20 protein-coding genes are annotated in these 24,114 nt (G+C 54.9%); 7 read left to right on the forward strand and 13 right to left on the reverse strand.

Annotated elements, in window-relative coordinates; translation table 11 throughout:
- Together BUB13_RS09695 and BUB13_RS09700 are read right to left on the reverse strand one after the other, a co-directional pair.
- Window positions 1-1,407, reverse strand: coding sequence for an efflux transporter outer membrane subunit (locus tag BUB13_RS09695; RefSeq protein ID WP_072908374.1), 1,407 nt, complete (start codon window positions 1,405-1,407; stop codon window positions 1-3).
- Entirely contained in the window at window positions 1,401-2,036 is a 636-nt protein-coding gene (locus BUB13_RS09700; RefSeq protein WP_072908376.1) for a TetR/AcrR family transcriptional regulator, read from the reverse strand. Before BUB13_RS09700 ends, BUB13_RS09695 begins: the two co-directional genes overlap by 7 nt.
- Window positions 2,037-2,430: 394 nt before the next feature.
- On the opposite strand from BUB13_RS09700, the gene BUB13_RS09705 reads away from it, so the two are divergent.
- From BUB13_RS09705 to BUB13_RS09715, 3 genes are all read left to right on the forward strand, one after another.
- On the forward strand, window positions 2,431-2,769 hold the full coding sequence (locus tag BUB13_RS09705; RefSeq protein WP_072908378.1) for a P-II family nitrogen regulator: 339 nt from the start codon (window positions 2,431-2,433) through the stop codon (window positions 2,767-2,769).
- Between the two features lie 42 nt (window positions 2,770-2,811).
- On the forward strand, window positions 2,812-4,200 hold the full coding sequence (locus tag BUB13_RS09710) for an ammonium transporter family protein (protein WP_084091966.1): 1,389 nt from the start codon (window positions 2,812-2,814) through the stop codon (window positions 4,198-4,200).
- Window positions 4,201-4,390: 190 nt separating this feature from the next.
- On the forward strand, window positions 4,391-6,316 hold the full coding sequence (locus BUB13_RS09715; protein ID WP_072908380.1) for a CHASE4 domain-containing protein: 1,926 nt from the start codon (window positions 4,391-4,393) through the stop codon (window positions 6,314-6,316).
- Between the two features lie 3 nt (window positions 6,317-6,319).
- On the opposite strand, the gene BUB13_RS09720 is transcribed toward BUB13_RS09715, so the two are convergent.
- The gene (locus BUB13_RS09720; protein ID WP_072908382.1) at window positions 6,320-7,363 is read right to left on the reverse strand and encodes an AI-2E family transporter; all 1,044 of its coding nucleotides are present in this window, start codon (window positions 7,361-7,363) and stop codon (window positions 6,320-6,322) included.
- Between the two features lie 79 nt (window positions 7,364-7,442).
- Entirely contained in the window at window positions 7,443-7,862 is a 420-nt protein-coding gene (locus BUB13_RS09725) for a hypothetical protein (protein ID WP_072908384.1), read from the reverse strand.
- Between the two features lie 151 nt (window positions 7,863-8,013).
- Here BUB13_RS09725 and BUB13_RS09730 point away from each other — a divergent pair, with 151 nt between their 5' ends.
- Complete coding sequence (locus BUB13_RS09730; protein WP_072908662.1) at window positions 8,014-8,418, forward strand: bacteriohemerythrin; 405 nt, start codon at window positions 8,014-8,016, stop codon at window positions 8,416-8,418.
- Here BUB13_RS09730 and msrB read toward each other — a convergent pair.
- Window positions 8,415-8,807 carry a peptide-methionine (R)-S-oxide reductase MsrB gene (gene msrB / locus BUB13_RS09735; RefSeq protein WP_072908386.1) on the reverse strand — a complete coding sequence of 131 codons (393 nt, stop codon included), beginning with the start codon at window positions 8,805-8,807 and terminating at the stop codon, window positions 8,415-8,417. The two genes, BUB13_RS09730 and msrB, sit on opposite strands and share 4 nt — an antisense overlap.
- A gap of 21 nt (window positions 8,808-8,828) precedes the next feature.
- The gene (locus tag BUB13_RS09740) at window positions 8,829-10,040 is read right to left on the reverse strand and encodes an EAL and HDOD domain-containing protein (protein WP_072908388.1); all 1,212 of its coding nucleotides are present in this window, start codon (window positions 10,038-10,040) and stop codon (window positions 8,829-8,831) included.
- A 193-nt stretch (window positions 10,041-10,233) separates the two neighbouring features.
- On the opposite strand from BUB13_RS09740, the gene BUB13_RS09745 reads away from it, so the two are divergent.
- The 3 genes from BUB13_RS09745 (at window position 10,234) to BUB13_RS09755 (ending at window position 14,093) form a co-directional block, all read left to right on the forward strand.
- Complete coding sequence (locus BUB13_RS09745) at window positions 10,234-10,548, forward strand: cytochrome c3 family protein (RefSeq protein ID WP_072908390.1); 315 nt, start codon at window positions 10,234-10,236, stop codon at window positions 10,546-10,548.
- A gap of 123 nt (window positions 10,549-10,671) precedes the next feature.
- Window positions 10,672-12,420 carry a sugar phosphorylase gene (locus tag BUB13_RS09750; protein ID WP_072908392.1) on the forward strand — a complete coding sequence of 583 codons (1,749 nt, stop codon included), beginning with the start codon at window positions 10,672-10,674 and terminating at the stop codon, window positions 12,418-12,420.
- 80 nt (window positions 12,421-12,500) lie between these two features.
- The gene (locus BUB13_RS09755; RefSeq protein ID WP_072908395.1) at window positions 12,501-14,093 is read left to right on the forward strand and encodes a DUF342 domain-containing protein; all 1,593 of its coding nucleotides are present in this window, start codon (window positions 12,501-12,503) and stop codon (window positions 14,091-14,093) included.
- 87 nt (window positions 14,094-14,180) lie between these two features.
- Here BUB13_RS09755 and BUB13_RS09760 read toward each other — a convergent pair whose 3' ends face one another.
- The 7 genes from BUB13_RS09760 to BUB13_RS09790 all read right to left on the reverse strand — a co-directional run bounded on the left by BUB13_RS09760 (window position 14,181) and on the right by BUB13_RS09790 (window position 24,114).
- Complete coding sequence (locus BUB13_RS09760; protein WP_072908397.1) at window positions 14,181-15,392, reverse strand: glycosyltransferase family protein; 1,212 nt, start codon at window positions 15,390-15,392, stop codon at window positions 14,181-14,183.
- Between the two features lie 12 nt (window positions 15,393-15,404).
- Window positions 15,405-16,181, reverse strand: coding sequence for an HAD-IIB family hydrolase (locus BUB13_RS09765; protein WP_072908399.1), 777 nt, complete (start codon window positions 16,179-16,181; stop codon window positions 15,405-15,407).
- A gap of 59 nt (window positions 16,182-16,240) precedes the next feature.
- Window positions 16,241-17,188 carry a hypothetical protein gene (locus BUB13_RS09770; protein ID WP_072908401.1) on the reverse strand — a complete coding sequence of 316 codons (948 nt, stop codon included), beginning with the start codon at window positions 17,186-17,188 and terminating at the stop codon, window positions 16,241-16,243.
- A 69-nt stretch (window positions 17,189-17,257) separates the two neighbouring features.
- A complete protein-coding gene (locus tag BUB13_RS09775) occupies window positions 17,258-17,797 on the reverse strand; it encodes a hypothetical protein (protein WP_072908403.1) in 540 nt (179 codons plus the stop codon).
- A 14-nt stretch (window positions 17,798-17,811) separates the two neighbouring features.
- A complete protein-coding gene (locus BUB13_RS09780) occupies window positions 17,812-19,197 on the reverse strand; it encodes a glutamate synthase subunit beta (protein WP_072908405.1) in 1,386 nt (461 codons plus the stop codon).
- A gap of 73 nt (window positions 19,198-19,270) precedes the next feature.
- Window positions 19,271-23,692: a glutamate synthase large subunit gene (gene gltB / locus BUB13_RS09785; RefSeq protein ID WP_072908407.1), complete on the reverse strand. Its 4,422-nt coding sequence runs from the start codon at window positions 23,690-23,692 to the stop codon at window positions 19,271-19,273.
- A gap of 191 nt (window positions 23,693-23,883) precedes the next feature.
- Window positions 23,884-24,114: a hypothetical protein gene (locus BUB13_RS09790; protein ID WP_072908409.1), complete on the reverse strand. Its 231-nt coding sequence runs from the start codon at window positions 24,112-24,114 to the stop codon at window positions 23,884-23,886.

Below are 24,114 nucleotides of genomic sequence, written 5' to 3' on the forward strand. Positions count from 1 at the left end.
TTATTTATCCTCTTTGGCGCTGAGGTGGTTTTGCTGCTTTTTCCGTTCTTCGGCCATCCAACTGCCACCCAGGGCGCGGGCCAGAGAAATACGGCTGCTCAGCCAGCCAGCCTGGCTGCTGATCAATTGGCTGCGGATATTCAGCTGCTGCAGTTCGCTGTTAAGCAGATCACTACTGCTGGTCAGGCCAGAGCGGTAGTTCGCCTGGTTCAGTTCCAGTGTCTGCTGGCTGATGTGTTGTTGCTGCTGGAGTTGCCGATAGCGCAGCAGGCTGTTCCGCTCGGCGACCAGTGCGGTTTCTACGTCCTGCACTGCTTTGATCAGGAGTTGCTGCATCTGTGTCGCCTGCTGCTGCCGCAAGGCTTGCTGCTGATCAACTGCCGCCTGCCGTCGCCCGCCGTCGATCAGTGGTTGGACCAGCGAGGCGGCCAGGCTCCAGAAGGTCCCTTCGATGTCGCCACTGGAAAGCCTGGTGACGCTGCGGCCGAGGCTGGCGCTTAAACTTATGCCTGGCAGCTTGTCGGCCAGTGCTGCCGCCAGTTCGTGATCTGCAGCTTGCAGTTGCAGGAAGGCGGCGGAAATATCGGGTCGCTGTTGCAGCAGACTGGCGGGCAGGCTGTTATCACCAGCAGTACCTGGTTCAGGCAGCGTTGCCGTGGTGGTCACCTCTTCACCAGAAAATCGGCCGAGCAGCAGGGCGAGCGCCTGTTCGCTGCGAACCAGAGCAGTCTGCAATTGTGGCAATTGTGCCTGCAGCGCAACCAGGCTGACCTGCGCCTGATAGATTTCCTCCGCCGATGCCAACCCGGCGCGGTAGCGGTCGGTCGCTGTTGCCAGCAGCTTCTCGTTGCGCTCGATCTGTTGCTGCAGGAGTGCGATCTGAGCTCGCTGTTCGCCGGCGGAGAAGTAGTTTTCTGCCAGTTGTGCTGTCAAGCTTAGCAACAAGCTTTCGGCCTCTTTTTCTCCTGCCTGACGCCGGAATTCGGCAGCCTGCTCTTTATCATGCAGACGATTCCACAGGTCGATTTCGTAGCTCGCTGCCAGAGAGCCGCGATAGCTGCTGCTGGTGCTCTCTCCGGCTGCGCTGGGGGTGCGGTCACGGCCGGCAGATGCGTTTGCGCTCAAGCTCGGCCAGAGACCAGCGCCGCTGGTCCTGCGCAGAGCATCCAGTTGATCCAGCCGGTAGAGGCTCTGCCGCAGGTCAAGGTTGCCGCTGAGCATCTGCTCCTGCAGTTGGTCGAGCTGTGGGTCGTTGAAACTCTGCCACCAGCGATCTGGCCGTTGCTCTGTCGACTCCGCTGGTGCTGCATATTTTTCCGGCAGCTGCGGAGGGTCCGATTTCGGCGGCTGCAGAGGATTGCAGGCAGTGAGCAGGATGAAGGAGATAAGTGCGAGACGGATCAGCATGGGGCCTCCAATCCGGCACTGATGAATTCGAGCAGCTCGTCTGCCATCTGTTCCGTCGGCAGTGGTTTGGGAAAGCCAGGTAGCGTTTTCTGGTGCTGCGGGCTGTTGACCATCATGTGACTCATCGCGCCCATCGCGAACTGTATCCGGGAGAACAGCAATTGTTCAGGCAGCTGTGGCAAGGCGTGCTGCAGGCTGCGGAAGAGCAGGGTGAAGATTGGCAATACCTGCTGGATAAAGTAGCTGCGCACTGTTTCGTCCGGCTCGCTCAGTGAACGGCCGATCAGGGTCAGGAAGTTCTGGGCGCCCGATTCTGTTTTGCGGAACTCAAGAATCGGAGCGATAAAAGCGCGCAGCAACTCTTTTGCTTGCGGCCGCGCACCCTCTGCTTCCGCTTGCTGCAGAACCGCTTCAATCTGTTCCTGACGAATTCTATTCAGAGGATTGAGCCGGCGTGCGAAGACCGCTTTGATCAACCCCTCTTTGGAACCGAAGTGGTAGTTGACTGCCGCCAGGTTGACTTGGGCCAGTTCGGTCAGGCTGCGCATCGAGGTGCTGTGGTAGCCATCGCGAGCGAATAGTTGTTCCGCTGCGTCCAGGATGCGGGTTTTTGTGTCGGTTTGTGCCATCAATCATCCTATGGGAAAGGTGTATTTATAACTTAAACACTCGTTTGAAACGGCTGTCAACTGAGAGAGGGAAATTTTTTCCAATGGAGCCTCTTTTTTATGCACAGCGACTGACCAGTTGCTCTTTTTCGTGCATAAAAAAAGGGCAGAAAAGCATCGGCTTCTAGGTTTGTTCCTATAAAATCAGCTATTTAAAAAGTTGGCACGGGCGATGCTACATGGGATGTCGTGCTACGCGATTGAGCGAGCTGATTTGATTTGACCAGTCGTCGGGACAAAGACGTTTCGCATTTACGACTGATAAGGGCAACGGCGCTCTTAGCTCTGGAGGATTTTTTCAAAGAGTTAAGAGCGCCTTTTTTATTTGTGTACCTCTGGAAAGGAGAACAACAGGATGAAGAAAGTTGATTGCATTATCAAACCGTTCAAGCTGGACGACGTCAAGTCGGCCCTCTGTGATCTGGGCATTACCGGCATGACCGTCAGCGAGGTTCGCGGTTTCGGTCGTCAGAAAGGCCACACCGAGCTTTACCGCGGTGCTGAATACCAGATCGATTTTATCCCCAAGGTCAAGCTGGAGCTGGTTATTGACGACGCGCAGGTCGATGAAGTGGTTGCTGCAGTGCAGCGCGAGGCCAGCACCGGCCGCATCGGCGATGGCAAGATTTTTGTTTACGCGGTTGAGCAGTCAGTCCGTATCCGGACCGGCGAAACCGGCACCGATTCTCTCTAAAAACAATTGATCGATTGATTTCATAAAAGGAGACAAAACGTCATGAAGAAGTTTACTGCTATCCTGGTTGCCGGCCTGATGCTCGGCCTGCCCGCTCTGGCCCTCGCCGAAGATGCTCCGGTTTCGGAGATGACTTATATCCTCAACTCTTTCTCATTCCTGATCATGGGCGTGCTGGTCATGTGGATGGCCGCCGGTTTCGCCATGCTCGAGTCCGGCCTGGTACGGGCCAAGAACACTGCGACTATCTGTCTGAAAAATATCTCGCTGTTCGGTATCGCCGGTATCCTCTTCTACATCACCGGTTACAACCTGATGTACGCTGGCGTTGACGGTGGTTTCATGGGCTCTTTCGGCCTCTGGGCTGCTGACGACGCTGCTGCCCTGGCTGGCGACTACTCCGGTGGTTACTCGGCCGCTTCCGACTGGTTCTTCCAGATGGTTTTCTGTGGTGCTGCCTGCTCGGTCGTCTCCGGTTGTGTTGCCGAGCGGATCAAGCTCTGGTCGTTCCTCGCTTTTGCTGCTGTTCTCTGCGGTATCATCTACCCGATCCAGGGCTCCTGGGGCTGGGGCGGCGGCTGGTTGTCGGAAATGGGTTTCTCCGACTACGCTGGTTCCACCATCGTTCACTCGGTCGGCGGCTGGGCTGCTCTGACCGGTGCAATCATCCTCGGTGCACGTAAGGGCAAGTACGGTAAAGACGGTCGCGTTAACCCGATCCCGGGTGCCAACATTCCTCTGGCAACCATCGGTACCTTCATTCTCTGGATGGGTTGGTACGGTTTCAACGGCGGTTCGGTCCTGGCTCTGGGCGATGCTGCCTCGGTTATCGAAATGTCAAACGTCATGGTCAACACCAACATGGCTGCCTGTGGCGGTATGATCGCTGCCATGCTGATGGTTCAGGTTCTCTACAAAAAAGTTGATGTCACCATGGGTCTCAACGGTGCCCTGGCTGGTCTGGTTTCGATCACAGCCGGTCCGGCAACCCCGAGCCTCGGTGCTGCGACCCTGATCGGTGCTGTCGGTGGTGTCCTGGTTGTTCTCGCTGTTCCGATGTTCGACAAGCTGAAGATTGATGATGTTGTCGGTGCTCTCTCGGTTCACTTGGTCTGCGGTATCTGGGGTACCCTTGCCGTGCCTATCACTGACAGCGAAGCCAGCTTCGTTACCCAGTTGATCGGTGTTGTCGCGACCGGCGCTTTCGTCATGGCCACCAGCTCGATTGTTTGGCTGGCACTGAAGTACACCATCGGCATCCGCGTCAGCGAAGAAGAAGAGCTGATTGGTTGCGACATGAGCGAAATCGGTATGGAAGCCTACCCGGACTTCCAGTCGGTCAGCATCGGTGGTGGCAGCGGCGTTCTTGGGACTCAGATGGCTGCCCAGGTCGCTGCAGCTGCAGCAAGCAAGCCAGCTAAGCAAAGCTAAATCTGATTGAAAATAACGGACAGAAACAGTGTCCGGGTTTTTAAAAGCCGCTCCTTCGGGGGCGGCTTTTTGTATTAATAGGAATTAGGTGTTGTTTTGGCTGGCAATTGTTTAAAATGAAAGGTTGAAATGCCTGATCTAATATTGATGTTATTGCGCTGACTATTCCAGATTCAAGTGAGGGCGAGCGTTGGAGAGACTGGTTCAAAAAAAGCTGTTGTTCACGATCCTGGTATCGCTGCTGGTGTTCAATGCCATTGTGCTCGGCGGTAGCCGGATGATTCTTCTCGACAGTTTTCTGCAGTTGGAGCAGGCGGCAGTGGAGGAAAACCTCTACCGGTTGGCCAGCGCCGTGCAAAATGATTCCGAAACCCTCGGTATTCTGTGTCGTGACTGGTCCTTCTGGGATGATACCTATCGCTTTGTGCAGGACAAAAACCAGGGATATATGGATTCCAACCTTGGTGATGACAGCCTGCTTGAACTGAGCTTGAATGCCTTACTGATTTTCGATAGCCGGGGCGAACTGGTGTTCGGCAAGGGAATGGATCTTGAGAGTGAAGAAGCGGGTGTTCCACCGCAGGTTTTGCTCGATTATTTCCAGCAACGCGAAGATCTCTGGCCACCGCAGAACAGTTTCAGTCGACAGGACGGTTTGCTGCTGTTTGAACAGGGGCCGATGATGCTGTCATTCCGGCCGATCCTGACCAGCGATAATAATGGTCCAGCGATGGGGATCATGGTGATGGCGCGCTGGTTCAGCGATGCTGTGCGGGCGAGACTGGCGGAACGGATGGCCTTGGAGCTTGAGCTGAAGCCATTGACGAATTCGCTCCAGGAGCAGGAAGAGGTTGTCCAGATACAGCCTCTGAAAGGCAGCGAAAAACAGATCCGCGGCGATGTGCTGATTCACGATCTGGAAGGCCATCCTGCCTTTCATTTAAGCATTTCCATGCCACGCAGCCTGTTTTACCAGGGGCAGCGCACGGTTATTTATTTTCAGCTCAGCTTTTTTGTTTTCAGTTTTTTGTTCGGTGCCGTGCTTTATTTACTTCTGAGCGCCCTGCAGAAAAAGCGTTCGGTTGCCGAAAAGAGATTCCGCTATATTTTTGAAAACGCCACCGATGGCCTTTTCGTTGTCGAAAATGATGAACATCTGGCTCTGATCAATCCAGCGGCGCAGAAGCTGCTCGGAGTTGGCGACGATCTCGCCAGAGCAGGGCGCGCATGTTTTGCCATTCCTGAATTTAAAGAGCTTATAAGCGCCGGCCTGAACGGGAAAATTGCCGGGCCGGTGGAGATATCTCTGCCTGATCCCAAGCGTAGCGGGCAGAGTCATCTGCGTGCCTACATGGCACCGCTGGTCGGTGAGCAGGGCAAGCAGCATGGCGCCATCGCCACGCTGCAGGACATGACGCGGGAGAAAGAGTTGCAGCGGATGAAGGACGAGTTTATCGCCTCTGCGGCGCATGAGCTGAACACCCCGTTGTCGATCATCATCGGCTTTACCGACCTGCTGGAAAGCGGCGAGTACAATGGTTGTGAAGAGCTCCTGGAATATTGTGGCTTGATTAACGAAAAAGCTCATTCACTGGAAAAAATCGTCGACGATCTGCTGCATCTCGGAAAAATCGAAGCCGGCCGCGAGATCTACCTTGATGCTGAACCCTATGACCTGGCTGAGCACATCCATCAGGTTGTCGAGACCTATGAGAAGAAGTCACCCAAGCACAGTTTTCAAGTCAACCTGATGGAAGATGATGTGGTTGTTGTCGCGGACCGGCACCGGCTTGGCCAGGTGTTCGATAATTTGCTGAGCAACGCGGTGAAATATTCCCCAAACGGTGGGCTGATCAAAGTGTCCGGCAGCAGGCATGAGCACGAACTGTTGATTTGTGTTGCCGATGAAGGGGTTGGTTTGACCGAAGAGCAGGTCGGGCGGGTGTTCGAAAAATTCTACCGGGTCGACAATTCACTCACTGCCGTGCGTGGCCTCGGCCTCGGTCTGAACATCTCCCGCAGCATCATCGAGGCCCACGGTGGTCGCATCTGGCTGCGTAGCACACCGGGCGAAGGAACCCGCTTCTACTTCACCCTTCCGGATGGCTTGCAGTGAGCGCTATTTTTTAGCCACCGTAACGGGAACTTCCGAGCCGAGCAGTATCGCCAGCCAGCGGGTCGAATCGTTCACTTCCAGCGCGATCTTGACGATCATCGTCAGTGGAACTGACAGCAGCATGCCGACCGGTCCCAGAATCCAACCCCAGAAAACCAAAGAGATAAATACCACCAGCGATGACAGGCCGAGCTTGCGCCCCATCAGTTTGGGCTCGACGGCGTTGCCCATGATGACATTGACGGCAACGTAAAGGATTGCGACGATCAGCGCCTGCATCGAGCCGAGCTGGACAATCGCCAAGAGTACGGCCGGTATCGCTGCGATGATCGAGCCGATGTTCGGAACATAATTGAGCAGAAAAGCGATCAGTCCCCAGAGAAGAGCGTAGTCCAGGCCGAGGAACGTCAGGCCGAGGGCAACCACCAGGCCGGTGGCGAGGCTGACGAAGGTTTTGATCGCCAGGTACTGGCGGACGCCATCGGTGAATTTTTCAAAGGACGCCAGGGAAGAGTCCGCGTCAGGCAGCGCTGCACGCAGTTTGGCCGGCATTCCGGCCGCTTCGAAAAGAATAAATATGACCGTCAGCAGGATCAGGAAAGAGTTTGTCAGCACCCCTCCTGCTTTTGCCAGCATGCCGGCGGCGGATTGCATCACTGCGCCCGGGTCAAAGTGCTCCAGCAGGATATCTTTGGAAATCTGGATGCCGAATTTGTCGAGATAACCGGCCAGATGAAGCGTTTGACCGCGCAGCTTCTCCTGGTAGGTTGGCAGGTCGCGGGTGAAATCATTGACCGATGTTCCGACCAGGGTGACCACCAGGAGCCCGCCCAGCATGACGGCACCGATAACCAGCAGCAGGGACAACGAAGCCGGAACTTTACGTTTTTGCAGCCAGTGAAAGGGGCCGGAGCAGATAATGGCGATGAAGATTGCCAGCAGAAAAGGGACCAGCAGTGCCGAAGCGGCTTTCGCTCCGGCAATGATGATGACCAGTGCGGCCAGAGTTATGAGGACGCTTGTTTTTTGTAGATTGACGGATGACATGCAACCTCGCTGTCCGTTGTGAGTAATCGGTAGCCACAACTAAACAGGAAGATCTGTTGCTTGTCAATTCATGGAAAGCTTAGCCGAGTTTACAGCGCAGCATTTTAATGCCGTCCTGGAACTGAACTTCCATTTTGTTCGGACGGATACAGTTGACCACCTGACCGAGCCCGAAGGTTGGATGCACGATCAGCATATCTTCCTTCATCGGTGTCTTCATGCTGTAGGGTTCGGTCCCTTCACGTTCTGCTTTCTGTAGCAGTTCTTCCCAATTTTGCTGAGCTTTTGTCTGGGTGCGAGGTTTGGCAGCCGCGGTGGTCCGCTTGGTTGTTGTCTTCGGTTTGCTCTCGCGGTGAGCGTGAACGCTACCGCAGGTGTTGCACTCAACCTTGACCACCTTGTCACCGACCATTGCAACGATGGTGTGGCCGAGGGTGTCTTTGCATTTGGTGCAGCGGGAAAGAATATAATCGCCGGCGGACAGAACTTTGCTGGACATGGTTTCTCCTTTAAAAAGGAGCCCGTTGTACCCCGCGCAGGAGCGACTGTCAATCTTCGAAAAATTAAAACTTACAAGGAACCTCTTGCTCTCTTCGAGCGTCCTCTTTAAGCTTGGAGCCATCATCAATTTCTACGGACGGAAGCATATCATGCAGATTATTTGGGACCAGAGTTACAGTGTCGGCGTCGCCCAACTGGATGAACACCACAAGAAGCTGATTGCCATGATCAACGAACTTTCTTTCGCCATGAAGAACGATCGTGGTCAGCAGGTTGTCAAGGACATCGTGTTGGAGATGGTCGATTACGCACGCATGCATTTCAATGTGGAAGAAGAGTTGATGCGTAAAAGTGGCTACCTCGGTTTACTGCAGCATTTGAAAGAACACGAAGTGTTTAGTCGCAAGGCAGACGAGTTGGCTCAGCGTTGCCAGGAGGGAGATTTCGTTCTTTCGGCCGAGGTGGTGAATTTCCTCTCCGACTGGCTGAAGGCGCACATTCTGGAAAATGATAAAAAATACAGCTTAACGATGAACAAGAAGGGAATTTGTTAGGCTGGCACAAATTTGAGCGCTGCCGAGTTGATACAGTAACGCAGTCCGGTCGGCTTGGGTCCGTCACCGAACAGGTGACCGAGATGGGCATCGCAGCGGGCGCAGACGACCTCGGTGCGAATCATTAGATGACTGTGATCTTCCAAGCGCTCGATATGTTTATCTGCAATCGCCTGAAAAAAGCTGGGCCAACCGGTGCCGGAGTCAAATTTACTGGCAGAGTCGAACAGCTCCAGACCACAGCAGACACAATGATAGCGACCGTTTTCGTGATGATCCCAGTAACGGTTCTTAAACGGTGGCTCGGTCCCCGCCTCGCGGGCGACGCGGTACTCCTGCTCGCTTAATTGCGTGCGCCACTCCTCTTCATTGCGAAAAACCTTTTCCACTCAATCCCTCTTCTTTTCCGGTCAAATGTTGTAAATTTCATGCGCCCACTTGATGGCGTCCATGTAGGCCTCATTCATCGGCTGCTCCTCAACGCCCAGTTGGTTTGCCAGTTGGGTGACCTGGTCCCAGTCCCCCTGCTCGATGGCCAGAATCAGGCTGAGGACTGTGTGCATCGTGCTTTCCCCACCGACCAGAGCTTCACGGACATCCTCTTCGATGGTGATCTCTTCCAGGATCTCCTCAATTGGCCGCGACATGATAGCGTCGAGCAGCGAGAACAGACCGAGCAGAAACATATCCGATTCACGCCCGCGGAATCCGCAGGGTTGAGCCATCTGTTCACAGAATTTGGCTCGCACCAGAGAGCTGACAACGAGTTCGGCCGGTTTGTCATCTGCCATGGCGGAAACTGATAACAGCGAGACCCAGTTACGGATTTCGCGGATGCCGAGGAGAGAGAGAGCCTGCAGAATATTGGTCACTTTATGACGCAGGGCGAAGGCTGCCGAGTTTATCAGCTTGAGGAGTTTGTAGGAGAGGGAAACTTCGCTCTGAATTGTTTTTGCCAGTTCCTGAAATTCGATGTCCTCGGCATAAATGTCTTTAAGAATGCGCAGAAACTGGATTTTGTTGGTCGGAATGTCTTTGCGCGAGATGATCACCGGCTTGCTGAAGAAATAGCCCTGAAAATACTGGTAGCCCATCTTCTTGGCATCTTCATAGACTTCGTTGGTCTCCACCTTTTCCGCCAGCATTTTTATGCCACGCGGAATCATCATTTTGGCCAGACGCTCCTGTTCTTCCCGGTCACTTTCGAGGAAATCGACCTTGATGATATCAGCCAGCTCCAGCAGCGGTTCCCAGTTGTCCTGGTAAACGAAATCATCCAGCGCCAGGATGTAGCCCTGTTGCTTGAGGCGACGGCAGGCGTCGATGACGGCGGCATCGGGGGTGACATGTTCCAATACTTCAACCACTGCTTGCTCTTTCGGCAGTACGGTCATGAAGTCTTCCACCAGCACTTTATGGGTGCAGTTGATGAAAACCTTGGCCCCACCGCTCATTTCGTTGAGACCGAACAGCAGACTGCTGTTGGCGATGACACTGGCTGCAGCCTGGTCCTGATCGTCTGCATCGAAGTAATTGTGCAGGCCGGAGCGGAACAGCAGCTCGTAAGCGTATACCTTGCCCTTCTGATCGAAAATCGGTTGCCGTGCGATAAAATGTTCCAAGGAAGTCTCCGCAGAATGTGAAATAAATGCTCACTTCAATTTATAGCATAAAGCTGATAATAACCCAGCGGACTGATCTGAGAAAGGGTTAATTTTATCTCTTTCTTTCCAGCCTTGACCTTCGCAGGCGGGTAAGCTAATTTAACGACTGATGTTTTGTCCGATTAACTCTTTTACTGACAAGGTGGGAGAAATGAAAAAAATACTGATTCTGTTAGCTGTCGCCATTTTCTGTGCCTCTGCTGTTGCCGTTGCTGTCCCTCCGAACAAAACCCTGGAGTTTACCGACAGCTCCATGGGTAAGGTGCTTTTTTCCGGCAAGGTTCATGCTGATGCCGGTATTAAATGCATGGAGTGTCACAATAAGGGGATGTTCCCGAAGATGAAGAAAGGCACTGTGGATATCACTATGGCGGAAATCTACAGCGGAAAACTATGTGGTGTCTGTCATAATGGCAAACGCGCTTTTGAAGCCAAGGCAAGCTGTAACCGCTGCCACGTTAAATAAACAGGAAGCGATAATACGTCAGCAAAGCCCGTCGAACCATTTCGGCGGGCTTTCTTTGTTTGAATTGGCTTGTAACCTGCACTGTTCTTACTGGTTCCTCCGAGGGAAAGGATAGCGAAAAGGATGCAGCAAGCCGATTATCTGGAAGCGTTCAAAACGACAGCGGCGCAGCGGATAAAAAGAATTTATCCGGCCGAACAGGCCAAACGGTTTTTATCCCAGCTTTTCCAGGAACTTGAAGAGGGCTTACCCGCAAGCCAGCAGGAGCATCATTGCCGTTTGTGGAGTGAGCAGGATATCATCCTGATCAGTTACGGAGATTCTCTCTGTTCGGAACAATGTTCGCCGCTGCAGACTTTATGCACATTTCTTGAGCAGCACCTGCGGGGTCTGATCAGTGTTGTGCATCTGCTTCCTTTTTTCCCGTACAGCTCCGACGATGGTTTCGCCGTCATCGATTACCTGCAGGTCAATCCTGAGCTTGGCGACTGGTCCCAGGTCGCGGAAATCAACCGGAACTTCGACCTGATGGTCGACCTGGTGATCAACCACATTTCCAGCCAACATCGCTGGTTCCAGCAATTTTTACGCAATGAGCAACCAGGGAAAGATTATTTTATCTCTCCGCCGGAATCTGCTGAACTGCAATACGTGGTACGGCCACGACAGTCGCCGCTGCTGACGGATGTGGAAACCGACAGCGGCCCGGCCAAAGTCTGGACCACTTTTAGCGCCGATCAGGTCGATGTCGATTTTTCCAATCCCGATGTGTTGCTTGAATATATCAGGATTTTGCTGTTCTACCTGCAGCAGGGGGCCCGTTTTATTCGGCTCGATGCCGTTGCGTTTCTCTGGAAGGAGTGGGGTACCAGCTGCCTCAACCTGCCGCAGACTCACGAGATCGTCAAGCTGCTGCGCGACTTCCTCGGTGTGGTGGCGCCAAAGACGGTGCTGCTGACTGAAACCAACCTGCCGCATCAGCAGAACATCAGCTATTTCGGCGACAGTGACGAAGCGCACATGATTTACCAGTTCAGCCTGGCGCCACTGTTGCTGCACGGATTATTTCGTGGCACAAGCCACTATCTGTGTGATTGGGCGCGCACCCGTTGCAGCGCACCTCCCGGCTGTACTTTCCTGAATTTCACCGCCTCTCATGATGGTGTCGGTATGCGCCCGCTCGAAGGCTTGCTGCCGCAAGGAGAGATCGATCTGCTGCTGCAGGGGATGGAAAAATTTGGCGGCATGGTCAGCTATAAAGCCAATACCGATGGCAGCAAAAGTCCTTACGAAATCAATATCAGCTATTTCGATGCTCTCAAAGGCACATGGATGGGGGATGACTGCTGGCAGATTGCTCGTTTTCTGTTGGCGCAAACTCTGATGATGGGGCTGCGTGGCATTCCAGCAGTTTACATTCACAGTCTGCTGGCAACCGCAAACGACCATGAAGGCGTTGAGCAAACTGGCCGTGCCCGCAGCATCAACCGACGTCGCTGGCAGCAGAAGGTGTTGGCCGAGTTGCTGGGCGATACCGATTCGGATCAGTCGATTGTTTTTAGCGAGCTGAAACGGCGCCTGGCAATCAGGCGGGAGCAACCGGCTTTTCATCCCGACGCGCGACAGGAAATTCTGCATCTGGGAGAATATCTGTTCGGTTTCTGGCGGACCAGTCTCGACGGTAAACAGCGGGTTTTCGCTGTCCATAACCTGACCGATCAAGTGCGTAAACTCTACCTTGACGGAGCTCTGGACGGCCAGTTTGAAGGCCGCTGGGTCGGGTTGTTGACCGGTGAAGTTGTCACTGCCGAGCGCGCAGTGGTCGAATTGCCGCCCTACCATGTTCTCTGGTTGGCTCAGGAATCAAGCTAAACAGCGGTAACAGCAAAACTTTTACTGTTTGCGAAAACATCCAGTTCGGTTAGACTTCTCTAAGTCCGTTAGGGGAAGAGATGACTGAACAAGATGAACAACCTATATCTGATCTGCTTTGTGAGATCGAGAAGCCGGGCTTCCGTGTTTGCCTGCAACTGGCGAATAACAGGATGGAATGCCGTGCCGATTTGATGATTCTCCCCCCAGAGCCAGAGCCAGAGCCAGAGCCGCCTGCATTTGAAGCTGAGAATTCTTCTCCTCCCAGAAAACTTCCCGCCTATGAGCTGATCGCTCAATTGAAACAACATCATGTCGACAATATCGATATCGCTGCGATTTACGATTTTTGTGCTGCCGTGGAATCGGGTGTCGAGCAGCAAGCGATCCTCCTGGCGAGGGGGACCGAGCCGAAAACCGGTGCTGATGGCTGGTTTGAGCTGATGGTGAAGACCTCTGGAGACGAAGCGGAATTTATCGAAGATGCGCATGGCCGGGTCGACCTGCGCACGCGCCATGCTTACACCGAAATCGAGGCCGGGCAGAAAATCGGCATCCTGCACCAGCCGCAGGAAGGTATCCCCGGATGTACGGTTAACGGAGAAGTTATACCCGCCGAGCGTGGTCGCATCTACTCGCTGGTTGCCGGTGAAGGGGTGGAGCTGAAGTTCGATGGCCGGGTCGCCTTCGCCACCCGGGAAGGACGGGCACTGCTGGAGAGGCAGGTGCTGACGGTGGTCGATCAATTGGTTGTCAGCGGCGATCTCGATCTGAAGACCGGAAACATCGATTTCCATGGTTTCGTTGAGGTGAAAGGGGATGTGTTGGACGAATTTCACATCAAAGCGAGCAAAGGAATCAAGGTTGGTGGTGTAGTCGGTGCCTGTCGCCTGGAATCGGATGGCCTAGTCGAGATCGGCAGCATGGCCGGAAAAGAGACGGGCGAGGTCATTTGCAAAGGTGATTTGAAGGCCGGTTTTCTCAACCAGGTGAAAGTCGAATGTCACGGCAATGTTCTGGTGACCAATGAAATTCGTAATTCAGATGTCAAGGCGACCGGTGCTATTGTCGTTGAACGTGGATCGATTATCGGTGGCAGCTGTGTCGCGTTGGAAGGAATAGAGGCCAAAATTCTTGGAGCAACTTCGGGGCTGGAAACGCGGCTTGTCGCGGGGGTCTATTTCCCCGATGCTGACCGTTTCGATTTTCTTCATCGGCGCCGGAAAGTTGTGGACGAGCAGATTGAGCGCTTGCGGGGTACTATCGGCCCCTTGGAGAGACTGACCAATCTGGATGAAACAACGGAAAAGCGCTTGGCAATCTTAACCGAGCAGTGGGAAAAGCTGGAGGTCGAGCGGGACTCACTGCAGGCGGAAGAGAAGGCATCGACGAAGCAAGAGCAGGTGACCAGCAACCCGAAAATAAATGTCGGTTCGCAATTGTATGATGGTGTGCTGATTCATCTTGGCAACTCTTCCTACAAGTACAAAATGGTGCGGAAAGGGCCGATGTCGATCATCGAGAATACGAAAAGGGGAGGATTTCGTTATTTGAGTCTGACACCGCTACCGAAGCTGGCGACGGAGTTGGAGCAGAAGGAGATTGAGGCGGAGAGGGCGGCGATCCAGGGACCTGCTGACGCTTCGCCGGAAAATAATAAAGAGGAATCTTGAGACTTCTCCTGCGCACAATAGCGATTTAAAGTACCCGGCGGAATGGCATCCCACCGGGTTTGTTTTTGACTGCAGTAGAGGGGTGTCCTACTTATTATCCTCCTCCACCGCCTCATAAATATGATCCAGAATATCCGGAATCGCACTGATCACCCGGTTCCAGGTCGGCATGTTCGGTGTTTCCATCGGGTTGCTTAAATAGAACTCTCCGGCCCGCATGATGTTTTCAGCAAAGAGTTCAACCGCTTTTTCCTCTTTGTGGCGATCGATCTCCAGTCCGTTCATCAGTGCATCGTTATAAAACCTCTCGACAAAATCGAGCGCTTCGCGGAAGTAGGTCGCTTTTACCGTACGGAAGGTTTCCAGTGAGAAAACATTGCCCTGGGTTGCCAGTTTGCGGATAACCGCCTTGGTGATGTCGGTACTCATGCGTGACAGCCCACCCTGCGGGTTATCCTCAGACAGGTCCTGGTGCTTGTGGTCATAGACATCGGCAATATCGACCTGGCAGACGCGGCTACGGGTGTAGTTACGGTACATTTCTGACAGCAGGCCGATCTCCAGCCCCCAGTCGCTCGGGATGCGCAAGTCGTTGAGAACGTCAACGCGCATGGAAAATTCACCGGCCAGCGCATAGCGGAAGCTGTCGAGGTATTCGAGATAATCGGAGTGTCCGACCACTTTCTGCAGCGAGCGTAACAGCGGCGTGACAAGCAGGCGGCAGACGCGACCGTTGAGGCTGCCATTCGCTATCCGCGAATAGAAACCTTTACAGAACTGGTAGTTGAAGGCCGGGTTGGCAACTGGATAGATCAGCCGTGCCAGCATATCGCGCTGGTAAGTGACGATATCGCAATCGTGCAGCGCCACCGCCCGGCTGCGCCCTGAAGCGAGTACGTAGCCGAAGCAGTACCAGACGTTGCGCCCCTTTCCCGGCTCGGTCGGTGCCAGCCCTTTATCTGCCAACATTTTGTCAACGGCGCGCAAGCGAGGACCGTCGTTCCAGAGGATGCGGTGTTCCTGCGGCAGCCTGGCAAAGTATTCCTTGGCATAGTTGAACTGCTTTTCATCGGCGCGATCCAGACCGATGACGATCTCGCCCAGGTAGCAAGCATGCTTCAGGTCATCGAGTATCGGACCCAGCGCCGGGCCTTCCAGTTCGGAGAAGAGAGACGGCAGCACCAGGCTCATCGGCCGCCGGCCGGAGAATTTCTGCAGCTCCGATTCAAGTTCGTCGAGGGGGCGGTCGGTCAGATTGTGTAAAGTTGTGATGACGCCATTCTGGAAAAAATCAGCCATTGGTTTGCTCCTTTATTTGAGGATCTCAAGCAGGGTGCGGTTCCAACCGATCGGACCCATCTCCTCGGCATGAATAACGGTGACATTGCTCGGTTTCGGTGAAAGGCCAGTGGCTGAAGGGATAACGATTGCAAGGTCGGCAGCTTCCAGCATCGATTGATCATTCGGCCCGTCGCCGAGGGCAATGCTGTGCCAGCTGCAACCTTCTTTGCCCGGGTAGTTGGCCAGCAGCCAGCGTAACGCAGTCCCTTTATCCGCATCTTTGCTCAAGACATGATAAAAGCGGCCTCCCCGCAGCAACTGCAGATTCTGCTCGGCGAGATCCTGCTGGAACTTCTGCAACGCTTCTTCGTCATCCTCCCAAAGGATCGGTTCCGAGCAGAGGCGCTGTTTGGCCAGCTTGGCGCGATCGGCATCAAGACTGGTGACAGCAACCACGTCAGCAACCGACATATCGCTGAAACCGGTGAAGCGATAGTCTCGTTCCTGACGCAGTTGCTGCACCAGATCGATCAGCTCAGAATGAGAAGTGCCAAAAAAATGGGCAGAGTCTTCCGCCGGATTGAGGATGATTGCGGCGCCGTTTTCGACGATGAACGGGGTCGTCAGTTCCAGTTCGGAATGCAGGCGAGATACTTCGGCGGCAGTCTTACTGGTGCAGAGGATCAGCGGGATGCCGCGCTCGCGCAGCTGTCGTAAGGCGGGCTGGGCCGCCTGCCAGCTGTAGCTGTGATGATCGAGCAGGGTGCCGTCAAGATCGGTGAAAATGATGAGGGGTGCGCAATACAATGAAAATCTCCTTCGGCCTCAGTGGCCGTCGGAGATCTAAAATTGCAAGCTGGGTGCCACTATTTTATCGCGATTGTCGTGACGCGCTGGTGCTGATTCAGTTCCATCACCAGGTCGGCGGTTTGTGGCATGGTTTGCAGCTGGTGCTTGGTCAGACGTTCGTAGTGCATGATGAAGCGTTGCAGCGCAGCCTCGCCCATCAAGCCGCTGCCGCTCTGCTTGGCCGCCAGCTGCTGTTCCTGCTTTTTGCGCCAGTGATAAACCATCTGCCAGCTTGGGATCTTCAGCATCAGCTGCAGATCAATCAGCGAAAAAAGTTCATGGTAAGGCCCCTGCAGCTGGCCGTTGACGTAGTTCCGCCAGCTGTGATCGGTATCCTCTTTTTCTTCCAGAAAATTGATCGGCGCAGCCAGCTCAGCATCAGTTTGTGGGGTGGCGCCGACGCACCAGCCCTCGAACAGAATCAGGTCGACCGGAGTCATGACGACGTCCCAGTCTTCTTCCGGGAGACGGTCATCGATCGCTTTGTTGAAACGGGGAATCTCGACCTCCTCACCTTCACCGCTGTTTTTCAGGCTGCTCAGCAATTTGAGGCCGAGGGGGATGTCGTGGGTGCCGGGTACGCCGCGGGTCGCCAGCAGGGGGTGAACCTCTTTGCCCAGCTGCTCGCGATCTGCTTTTGTCAGGTAAAGATCGTCGATGGAAATAATGCAGGTGCGACACTCGAATGCTGCCTCAAGAATCCACTTCAGCAGGCTGCAGAGGGTCGATTTGCCGCTTCCCTGTGAACCGTTTAATCCGACCAGCAGAGGAACGCCTTGCTGTCGTTGCTGGTTCAGCCAGGCTGCCAGCGGCAGGTAGAGACGGGGCAGCTCGGTTGACAACTCAACCGGCAATCGGTTGAGGGAGAGTTCGCCACCGAATAGTGGCTGCAGAAAATCGAGCAGCTCGGTTTCCTGGGCATCGCTTAAAGGAAAGTTCGCTGCGGGCCAGAGATCGGATTGCATCGGTACTCCTGACTTAAACGGGTTTAGGTTTTATAAACCCGATGCGGGAGTTGTGCCAAGAATTTTGTTTTATTGTCGATGTTGAGAAACCGCCAGTACCAGGCACTGCAGCGCGAGAATAAAAATGGTCATCAGGGCGACACCGATAGCAGCCCATTTGCACAGGGCAATAATCGAATGGAAGTAAAAGAGGTCGGCGCTGAAGGTCGCCGGGTTGTTGATAAAAGCGGCCTCCAGAGAGTTTTCAGCACAGTCGAAAACTCCGGCTGAAAGGGCGATCAGCGGGGTGATGAAAAACATCAGCGCGTCACTTTTGCCGGTTCGTACCGCCAGGCTGGAGAGCAGCGAGGCGAGGAAAATCGAGTATGCGGCAGCGTAGATGTAGTCGGTGAAAGACCAGCGCTGATAGAATGCTCTGCCTTCTGCGCCCCAGCTTTCTATGATTTTGATGCCAACTTCTTTGTCAAAGGCCAGTTGCAACGCCAGCAGGCCGGAGCCGTCTTTTCCGTCGATTTGTGGGTTGACGATGAATGTGCAGACGGCGAAGGTCAGTAGAAAGGCCAGTAAACTCAGCCAGACAAAGCGTTTATGGGCGAAGACTTCAATCATATTGCGGCTATGACTTAGGTGGCCAGCAATTGCCGCATGATCGCAAACGCGGCCCGGCGGCCATCCGCGGCTGCTGTCACCACCAGGTCGGCACCGCGATAGCAGTCACCACCGGCATAAATTTTCGGGTTGGCGGTGACGCAGGTTTCCGGATCTATCTGCACTTCACCCCACTTGTTGCATTCAACGCCGGCATCGAGCAGGCCGGGAAGCGCTTCCATGTCGAAACCGAGGGCGAGAATGACCACATCGGCCGGAATGCAGTGGGTCGTATCTGGAAGGATTTCGACTCGTTGGCGACCGTCATCACCCGCTTTGCCCATTTGGGTTTTCTCCACTTCGACACAGACTGAGCCATCCTTCTTATCATAAATCTTGCGCGGGCTGATGTTGAAGTTGAACTCCACTCCTTCTTCCAGTGCGTTGAAGTATTCTTTTTTGCTGCCCGGCATGTTCGCCATGTCACGGCGATAGAGGCAGCTGACACTTTCGGCCCCGTCACGCATGGCCGTACGCAGACAGTCCATCGCCGTGTCACCGCCGCCGATGACGACAACGCGTTTGCCATGCATGTCGTACTTGGGGCCGGCTTCCTTGCCGAACAGCTGGTGCTGTTTCACCGTCAGGTAGTCCATCGCCAGCATGACTTGCGGCAGATTATCCCCCTCCACCCCTTTTTTGCCCTTGGTAGCACCGATACCGATGAAGACTGCATCGTGCTTTTCGGTCAGATCCTTGAGGGCAATCTCCTCACCGACGGCATGCTGCAGGTGCAGGTTGAGCCCCACCTTGCGCAGCAGCTTGAAGCGGCGGTCGACGATTTCTTTATCCAGTTTGAAGCCGGGGATGCCGTAGGTCAGCAACCCGCCCGGGCGTTCGGCACGTTCGTACATTTCGACGCCGATGCCGGCACGCAGAAGAAAATGCGCACAGGAAATACCGGCTGGCCCGGAGCCGACAATCGCGACGGTTTTGTCGTGGCGGATGCCGGGGAAGGGCAATTGTAATCCAGCTTCAAACGCCAGGTCGGTGATCGATGCTTCGATAGCGCCGATGGTGATGGCACCGTGACCGTCGTCGAGGGTGCAGGCCCCCTCACAGAGGTGGCCTTGCGGGCAGACGCGGCCAAGAATTTCCGGGAAGGGCGAACTTTCGTTCGACAGGGCGAAGGCCCGTTCCAGATCACGGTTGGCGATCGCTTCCAGCCATTGAGGGATGTGATTCTGCAGTGGGCAGCCGATGGTGGTACAGAAGGGATCGCCACACTGAACGCAACGTTCTGCCTGTCTGCGGGTCAATCGCTTGTCGAACAGACGGTAAATTTCGTCAAAATTCTGCAACCGCTCTGGAGCTTCAATTTTTTCCGGATCACGTCTGTTGCTATTTACAAAGTTTTGCATAGTCTGTATTTCCTGTTCACTAAAATTTAAAATTCATGAACTTTAAAAAACTAAATTGATGAAACCTGCTATCTCAGTCCCCTTCTTTCGGATTCAGCGGTGCCTTCATGTCCTTTGGTGTCACCATCCAGAAGTAGGCGAGCTCTTCGCGGAACTCATCGAGAATCCGTTTCGCTTTCGGGCTCCGGGTGCGGTTGTGGAAGCTGGTCAGAATTTTCTTCAGATACAGCTTGCCCTCGTTGTCGTCATCGACGTCGATCCGCCGGGCGATGACCAGCTCCTGGTTGAGCCGGTCGATGAATTTCTTTTCCCGATCGTAGACAAAGGCGACGCCGCCGGTCATGCCGGCACCGAAGTTGATGCCGGTGTCACCAAGCACGACGACGGTTCCGCCGGTCATGTATTCGCAGGCGTGGTCACCGGTCCCTTCGACCACTGCCAGCGCTCCCGAGTTGCGTACGCCGAAGCGTTCGCCCGCTGTGCCGGAAACGAACAGCTTCCCGCCGGTGGCGCCGTAGAGGCAGGTGTTGCCGACCGCAGAAGCGCCTTCCTGGTAGATGGCAGGGGTGATGATGATGCGGCCGTCATGCATCCCTTTGCCGACGTAGTCGTTGCCGACGCCAGTCAGGAAGATGCTGACACCACGAGAGAGGAAAGCCCCGAGAGATTGCCCGGCAACACCGGTCAGCTTGATGGTAAGCGCATCCTTTGGCAGACCTTCGTCGCCGTAGTAGCGAGCGATGGTGCCACTGATCAGGGTACCGAAGCTGCGGTTGGTGTTCATGACAGTACGTTCGACCACCAACTCGTCGTTCGGGTTGCGGATGACGGGTATCACTTCTTCGAGTAACTGCTTTTCGAAAGCGTTGTCATCAAAGGGTGGGTTCGGCTTCTGCTTGGTGTTGATGCCTTCGACCTGCTGTAGTACGGCGGAGTAGTCGAACTTCTGCACTTTGGGGTCATCCAGCTGTTTGAGCAGGTCGCTGCGGCCGATGACTTCGTCCAATGATGTGAAGCCGAGTTCGGCAAGGATTTCGCGGACATCTTCAGCAACGTTCTGCAGGTAACTGACCACTTTTTCCACCGTACCCCGGTAGTGGGCGCGGAGGTTCTCGTCCTGGGTGGCGATGCCGACGGTGCAACGGTTGAGGTGACAGACGCGCAGGATTTTGCAGCCGAGGATCACCAGTAACGGGGTGCCGAAACCGAAGCCCTCAGCACCAAGCATTGCCGCTTTCACCACGTCACGACCAATTTTCAAACCACCATCTGTCTGCAGCTCTACCAGTTCTCGCAGGTTGTTGGCTTTCAGGCTCAGGTGCGCCTCGGAAAGCCCGAGCTCCCAGGGATTTCCAGCTGCCTTGATCGAACTGAAAGGTGCAGCGCCGGTGCCGCCGTCACCACCAGAGATGATGATCTTGTCGGCGTAGGCTTTGGCTACCCCGGCAGCGATGGTGCCGACCCCTTCCGAAGAGACCAGCTTGACGCTGATGGTCGCTTCCGGGTTGATCTGCTTGAGGTCGAAAATCAACTGCGCCAAGTCCTCGATGGAATAGATATCGTGATGCGGTGGCGGCGAAATCAGGGTGACGCCTGGCACGGTGAAGCGGAGGGTGGCGATCAGCGGGGTGACCTTCTCGCCCGGCAGCTGTCCGCCTTCTCCGGGCTTTGCGCCCTGCGCCAGCTTGATCTGGATCTCTTCGGCGTTACGCAGGTAGCCGGGGGTAACGCCGAAGCGGCCCGAGGCGACCTGTTTGATTTTACTGTTTTTCACTGTTCTGAAGCGGGCTGCATCTTCGCCACCCTCGCCACAGTTGGACGAGCCGCCGAGAATGTTCATCGCTTCGGCCAGCGCTTCGTGTGCCTCCGGCGACAGCGCGCCGAGGGACATGGCTGCGGAGTCGAAACGGCGGGTGATCGCCTCGACCGGTTCGACATCTTCAAGTGCGATTGCCTTGTTCGGACTGTTGAAGGTCAGGCCGTCACGCACGAACTGGAAACCGCGGCTGTCGATCATTCCACGGAATTTCAGGTATTCGCCGCGACTGCGGACTTCAGCAAAACGATGCAGCTGGGTGACGACTTTCGAGTTGAAATCGTGATACTCAAAACCCGGGTTGTCACGGTAGTAGCCACCGATGTCCAGTGGGTAAATCGGCATCATGTAGTTTTCTCGGAACACCTTGCGGTGAATCTTGTCGATCCGTTCTTCCAGGTCGGTGAAATCGAGGCCCGGCAGGAGCGCGGCTGAACCGGGGAAACAGTCGGCGACAATTTTTTTGCTCAGGCCGATGACGTCGAACAGGGCGGCATTGCGGTAACTGGAGACGGTGCTGATGCCCATCTTCGACATCACTTTGAGAATGCCTTTGGTCAGGGCTTCGTAGGTATTTTTCAGCTGCAGGCGAATTTCTTTGTGCGCCATCTGCTTCTTTTCGCACAGCTGTACACCAGTGGCGTACAGCAGCCAGGGATAGATGGCGACCGCACCATAGCCGATCAGGACGCAGGCTGAATGAGGCTCAAGCACCTCGGCGGTGCAAGCGACGATGTTGATCTGCTGGCGCAGCCCGACTTTCAGCAGCTGCTGATTGATGTAGCCGACCGCCAGCGCCATCGGGATCACTTTCTGTTCGAGTGACAGACCACGATCGTCGAGGATGACGATACGGACTGCGTCGTCGGTGACGGCGGCGAGCACCTCTTCAGCCAGGGTTTCCAGTGACTGCTGGAGGTTTTCCGCGTAACAGGTGGAAAAGGTGCGGTGCCTGTAGCAGGGCTCGAAGCGGGGCAGGTCAGGGTCGCCGAAGGAGAGCAGCGCCTGGAAGATATCGTTGGAGAGGATCGGTGAGATGCTCTTCAGGCGTTTGGCGCGGTCCTTGGTTTCGATCAGGGGGTTGCCGATTCCACCGAAGCCGATGGTGGTCGACATCACCGCTTTCTCGCGCAGCGGGTCGATCGGTGGATTGGTGACCTGGGCGAACTTCTGCTTGAAGAAATCACTGAAGCTGCGCTGCTGCTCGGAGAAGGCTGCGGGCGGGCAGTCGTCGCCCATCGAACCGACCGGTTCTTTTCCTTCTTCCATCATCGGCCGGATGATCAGGTCGACCAGCTCGCTGGTGACATTGTGGTAGCGTTGCAGGGTTTCGAGGTTTCCATAATGATAATCGGAGAGGTCCTCGAACTGGCGCTCGATGAATTCCTGCAGATAGTAGGTGTGCTCGGTCAGCCACTGGTTGTACGGCTGCGAATCCATCAGGTAGCGGTCGATGTCGCGGGTGTAGAAAATCTTGCCGTGCTTCAGGTCGGCGGCAATCATTTCGCCGCTCTGCAGGCGTCCGCGCTCCCGGATTTTCTCCGGCGGGGTGCCGAGCACGCCGTACTCACTGGTGATCAGCAGTCGGTCGTCTGTGGTGATGACATACTTGGCCGGGCGCAGGCCGTTGCGATCAAGCACGCAGCCGATGTAGCGGCCGTTGGTGATGCTGACAGCTGCTGGGCCGTCCCAGGGTTCGTAGGCCGCCGAGCTGTACTCGTAAAAGGCGCGCAGCTTGGCCGGCATGTTGGCGACATTGTGGCGAGCCGGGGGGACCAGTGAACGGATCGCCTTGAAAAAATCGACGCCGTTGGCCAGCATGAACTCGACCATGTTGTCGAGGTTGGCACTGTCACTAACGCCATCCTGCAGGATCGGCAGCATCTGCTCGAGCTCTTCTTTGGAGAACGCCGGGCTTTCTGCGTCGGTGAACTTTCCCAGCGCTTTGAAGCGATTGCCCTGAATCGAATTGATCTCACCGTTATGGGCGATGTTGCGCAACGGTTGTGCCAGTTTCCATTTAGGCAGAGTGTTGGTGGAAAAGCGCTGGTGGAACATGGCGAAACTGATCCGGAAATCCTCGCTCTGCAGATCGGGGTAAAGCTTGGCGATGTAGTGCGGCATCACCAGCCCCTTGTAGGAGATCAAGCTGCGCGAGAAGCTGGGGATGTAGAAATCGGCGTCATCGATCAGCTGTCGCTCGACTTCACGGCGGGTCAGGTAAACCAGTGCATCGAAACGGCGGGTGGCGATCAGCGCCGCCGGCACAACGAACACCTGGACGATCTTCGGCAGCATCTCCAGCGCGTATTCGCCGAGGGCATCGGTGTCGAGTGGAACCTCGCGCACCAGCAGGATACTCAGGTCGTTCTTTTCACAGGTTTCGCGGAAGATGTCGAGCTGCTTCTCTTCGTCGCTCAAGAACAGGGTTGCAACGGCGAACTGTTCCGGCAGTGACAGACCCTGCTGTTCGGCTACTTTGCGCATAAAACCGACCGGCATCGAACAGAGCAGGCCGCAGCCGTCACCGGTTTTGCCATCGGCGGAGACAGCGCCACGGTGCATCATCCGGCTGAGCGACTGGATGGCGTCTTGTAACAGTTGATGGCTGGGGATGTTGCGGATATGCGCCAACAGGCCGAAGCCGCAGTTGTCCTTGAAGCGTTCAGCAAGATTCATCTGAATTGTCCTTTTTACTGTAATTTCAAAACATCAGGTAGGGAACGGGACGGTACCTGATTTCAACAATAAACGCAAAAATGAGTACAAAGTATACAATAGGATTGGCGTTTACAGGGAGAGGGTAGAAGAAAAAAAGGGCAAACTCGCGAAGAGCTGCCCTTTTGTGATACGGGAATGATTATTGCTAACTATTTTTCATTGTGCTGGTCGTCCTCATCGTCCTCGACAGGTTCAGGCCGTGGCGCGCCGAGCCAGCAGGTGAAAATCTTCATGGCACAATAGAGCAGGCCGAAGGCGAGTAGTAGCTCGGGAGGGGTAACGTCCCCTGTAGTAGCAACCTGACGGGCAAGAGCCTGGCTTAGGGTGACTATAAAGATCGAGCCGACAATCAGGATAATCGCTACACGTGACATGAGCAT

This window comes from Malonomonas rubra DSM 5091 (genome assembly GCF_900142125.1).
GTDB lineage: Bacteria > Desulfobacterota > Desulfuromonadia > Desulfuromonadales > Geopsychrobacteraceae > Malonomonas > Malonomonas rubra.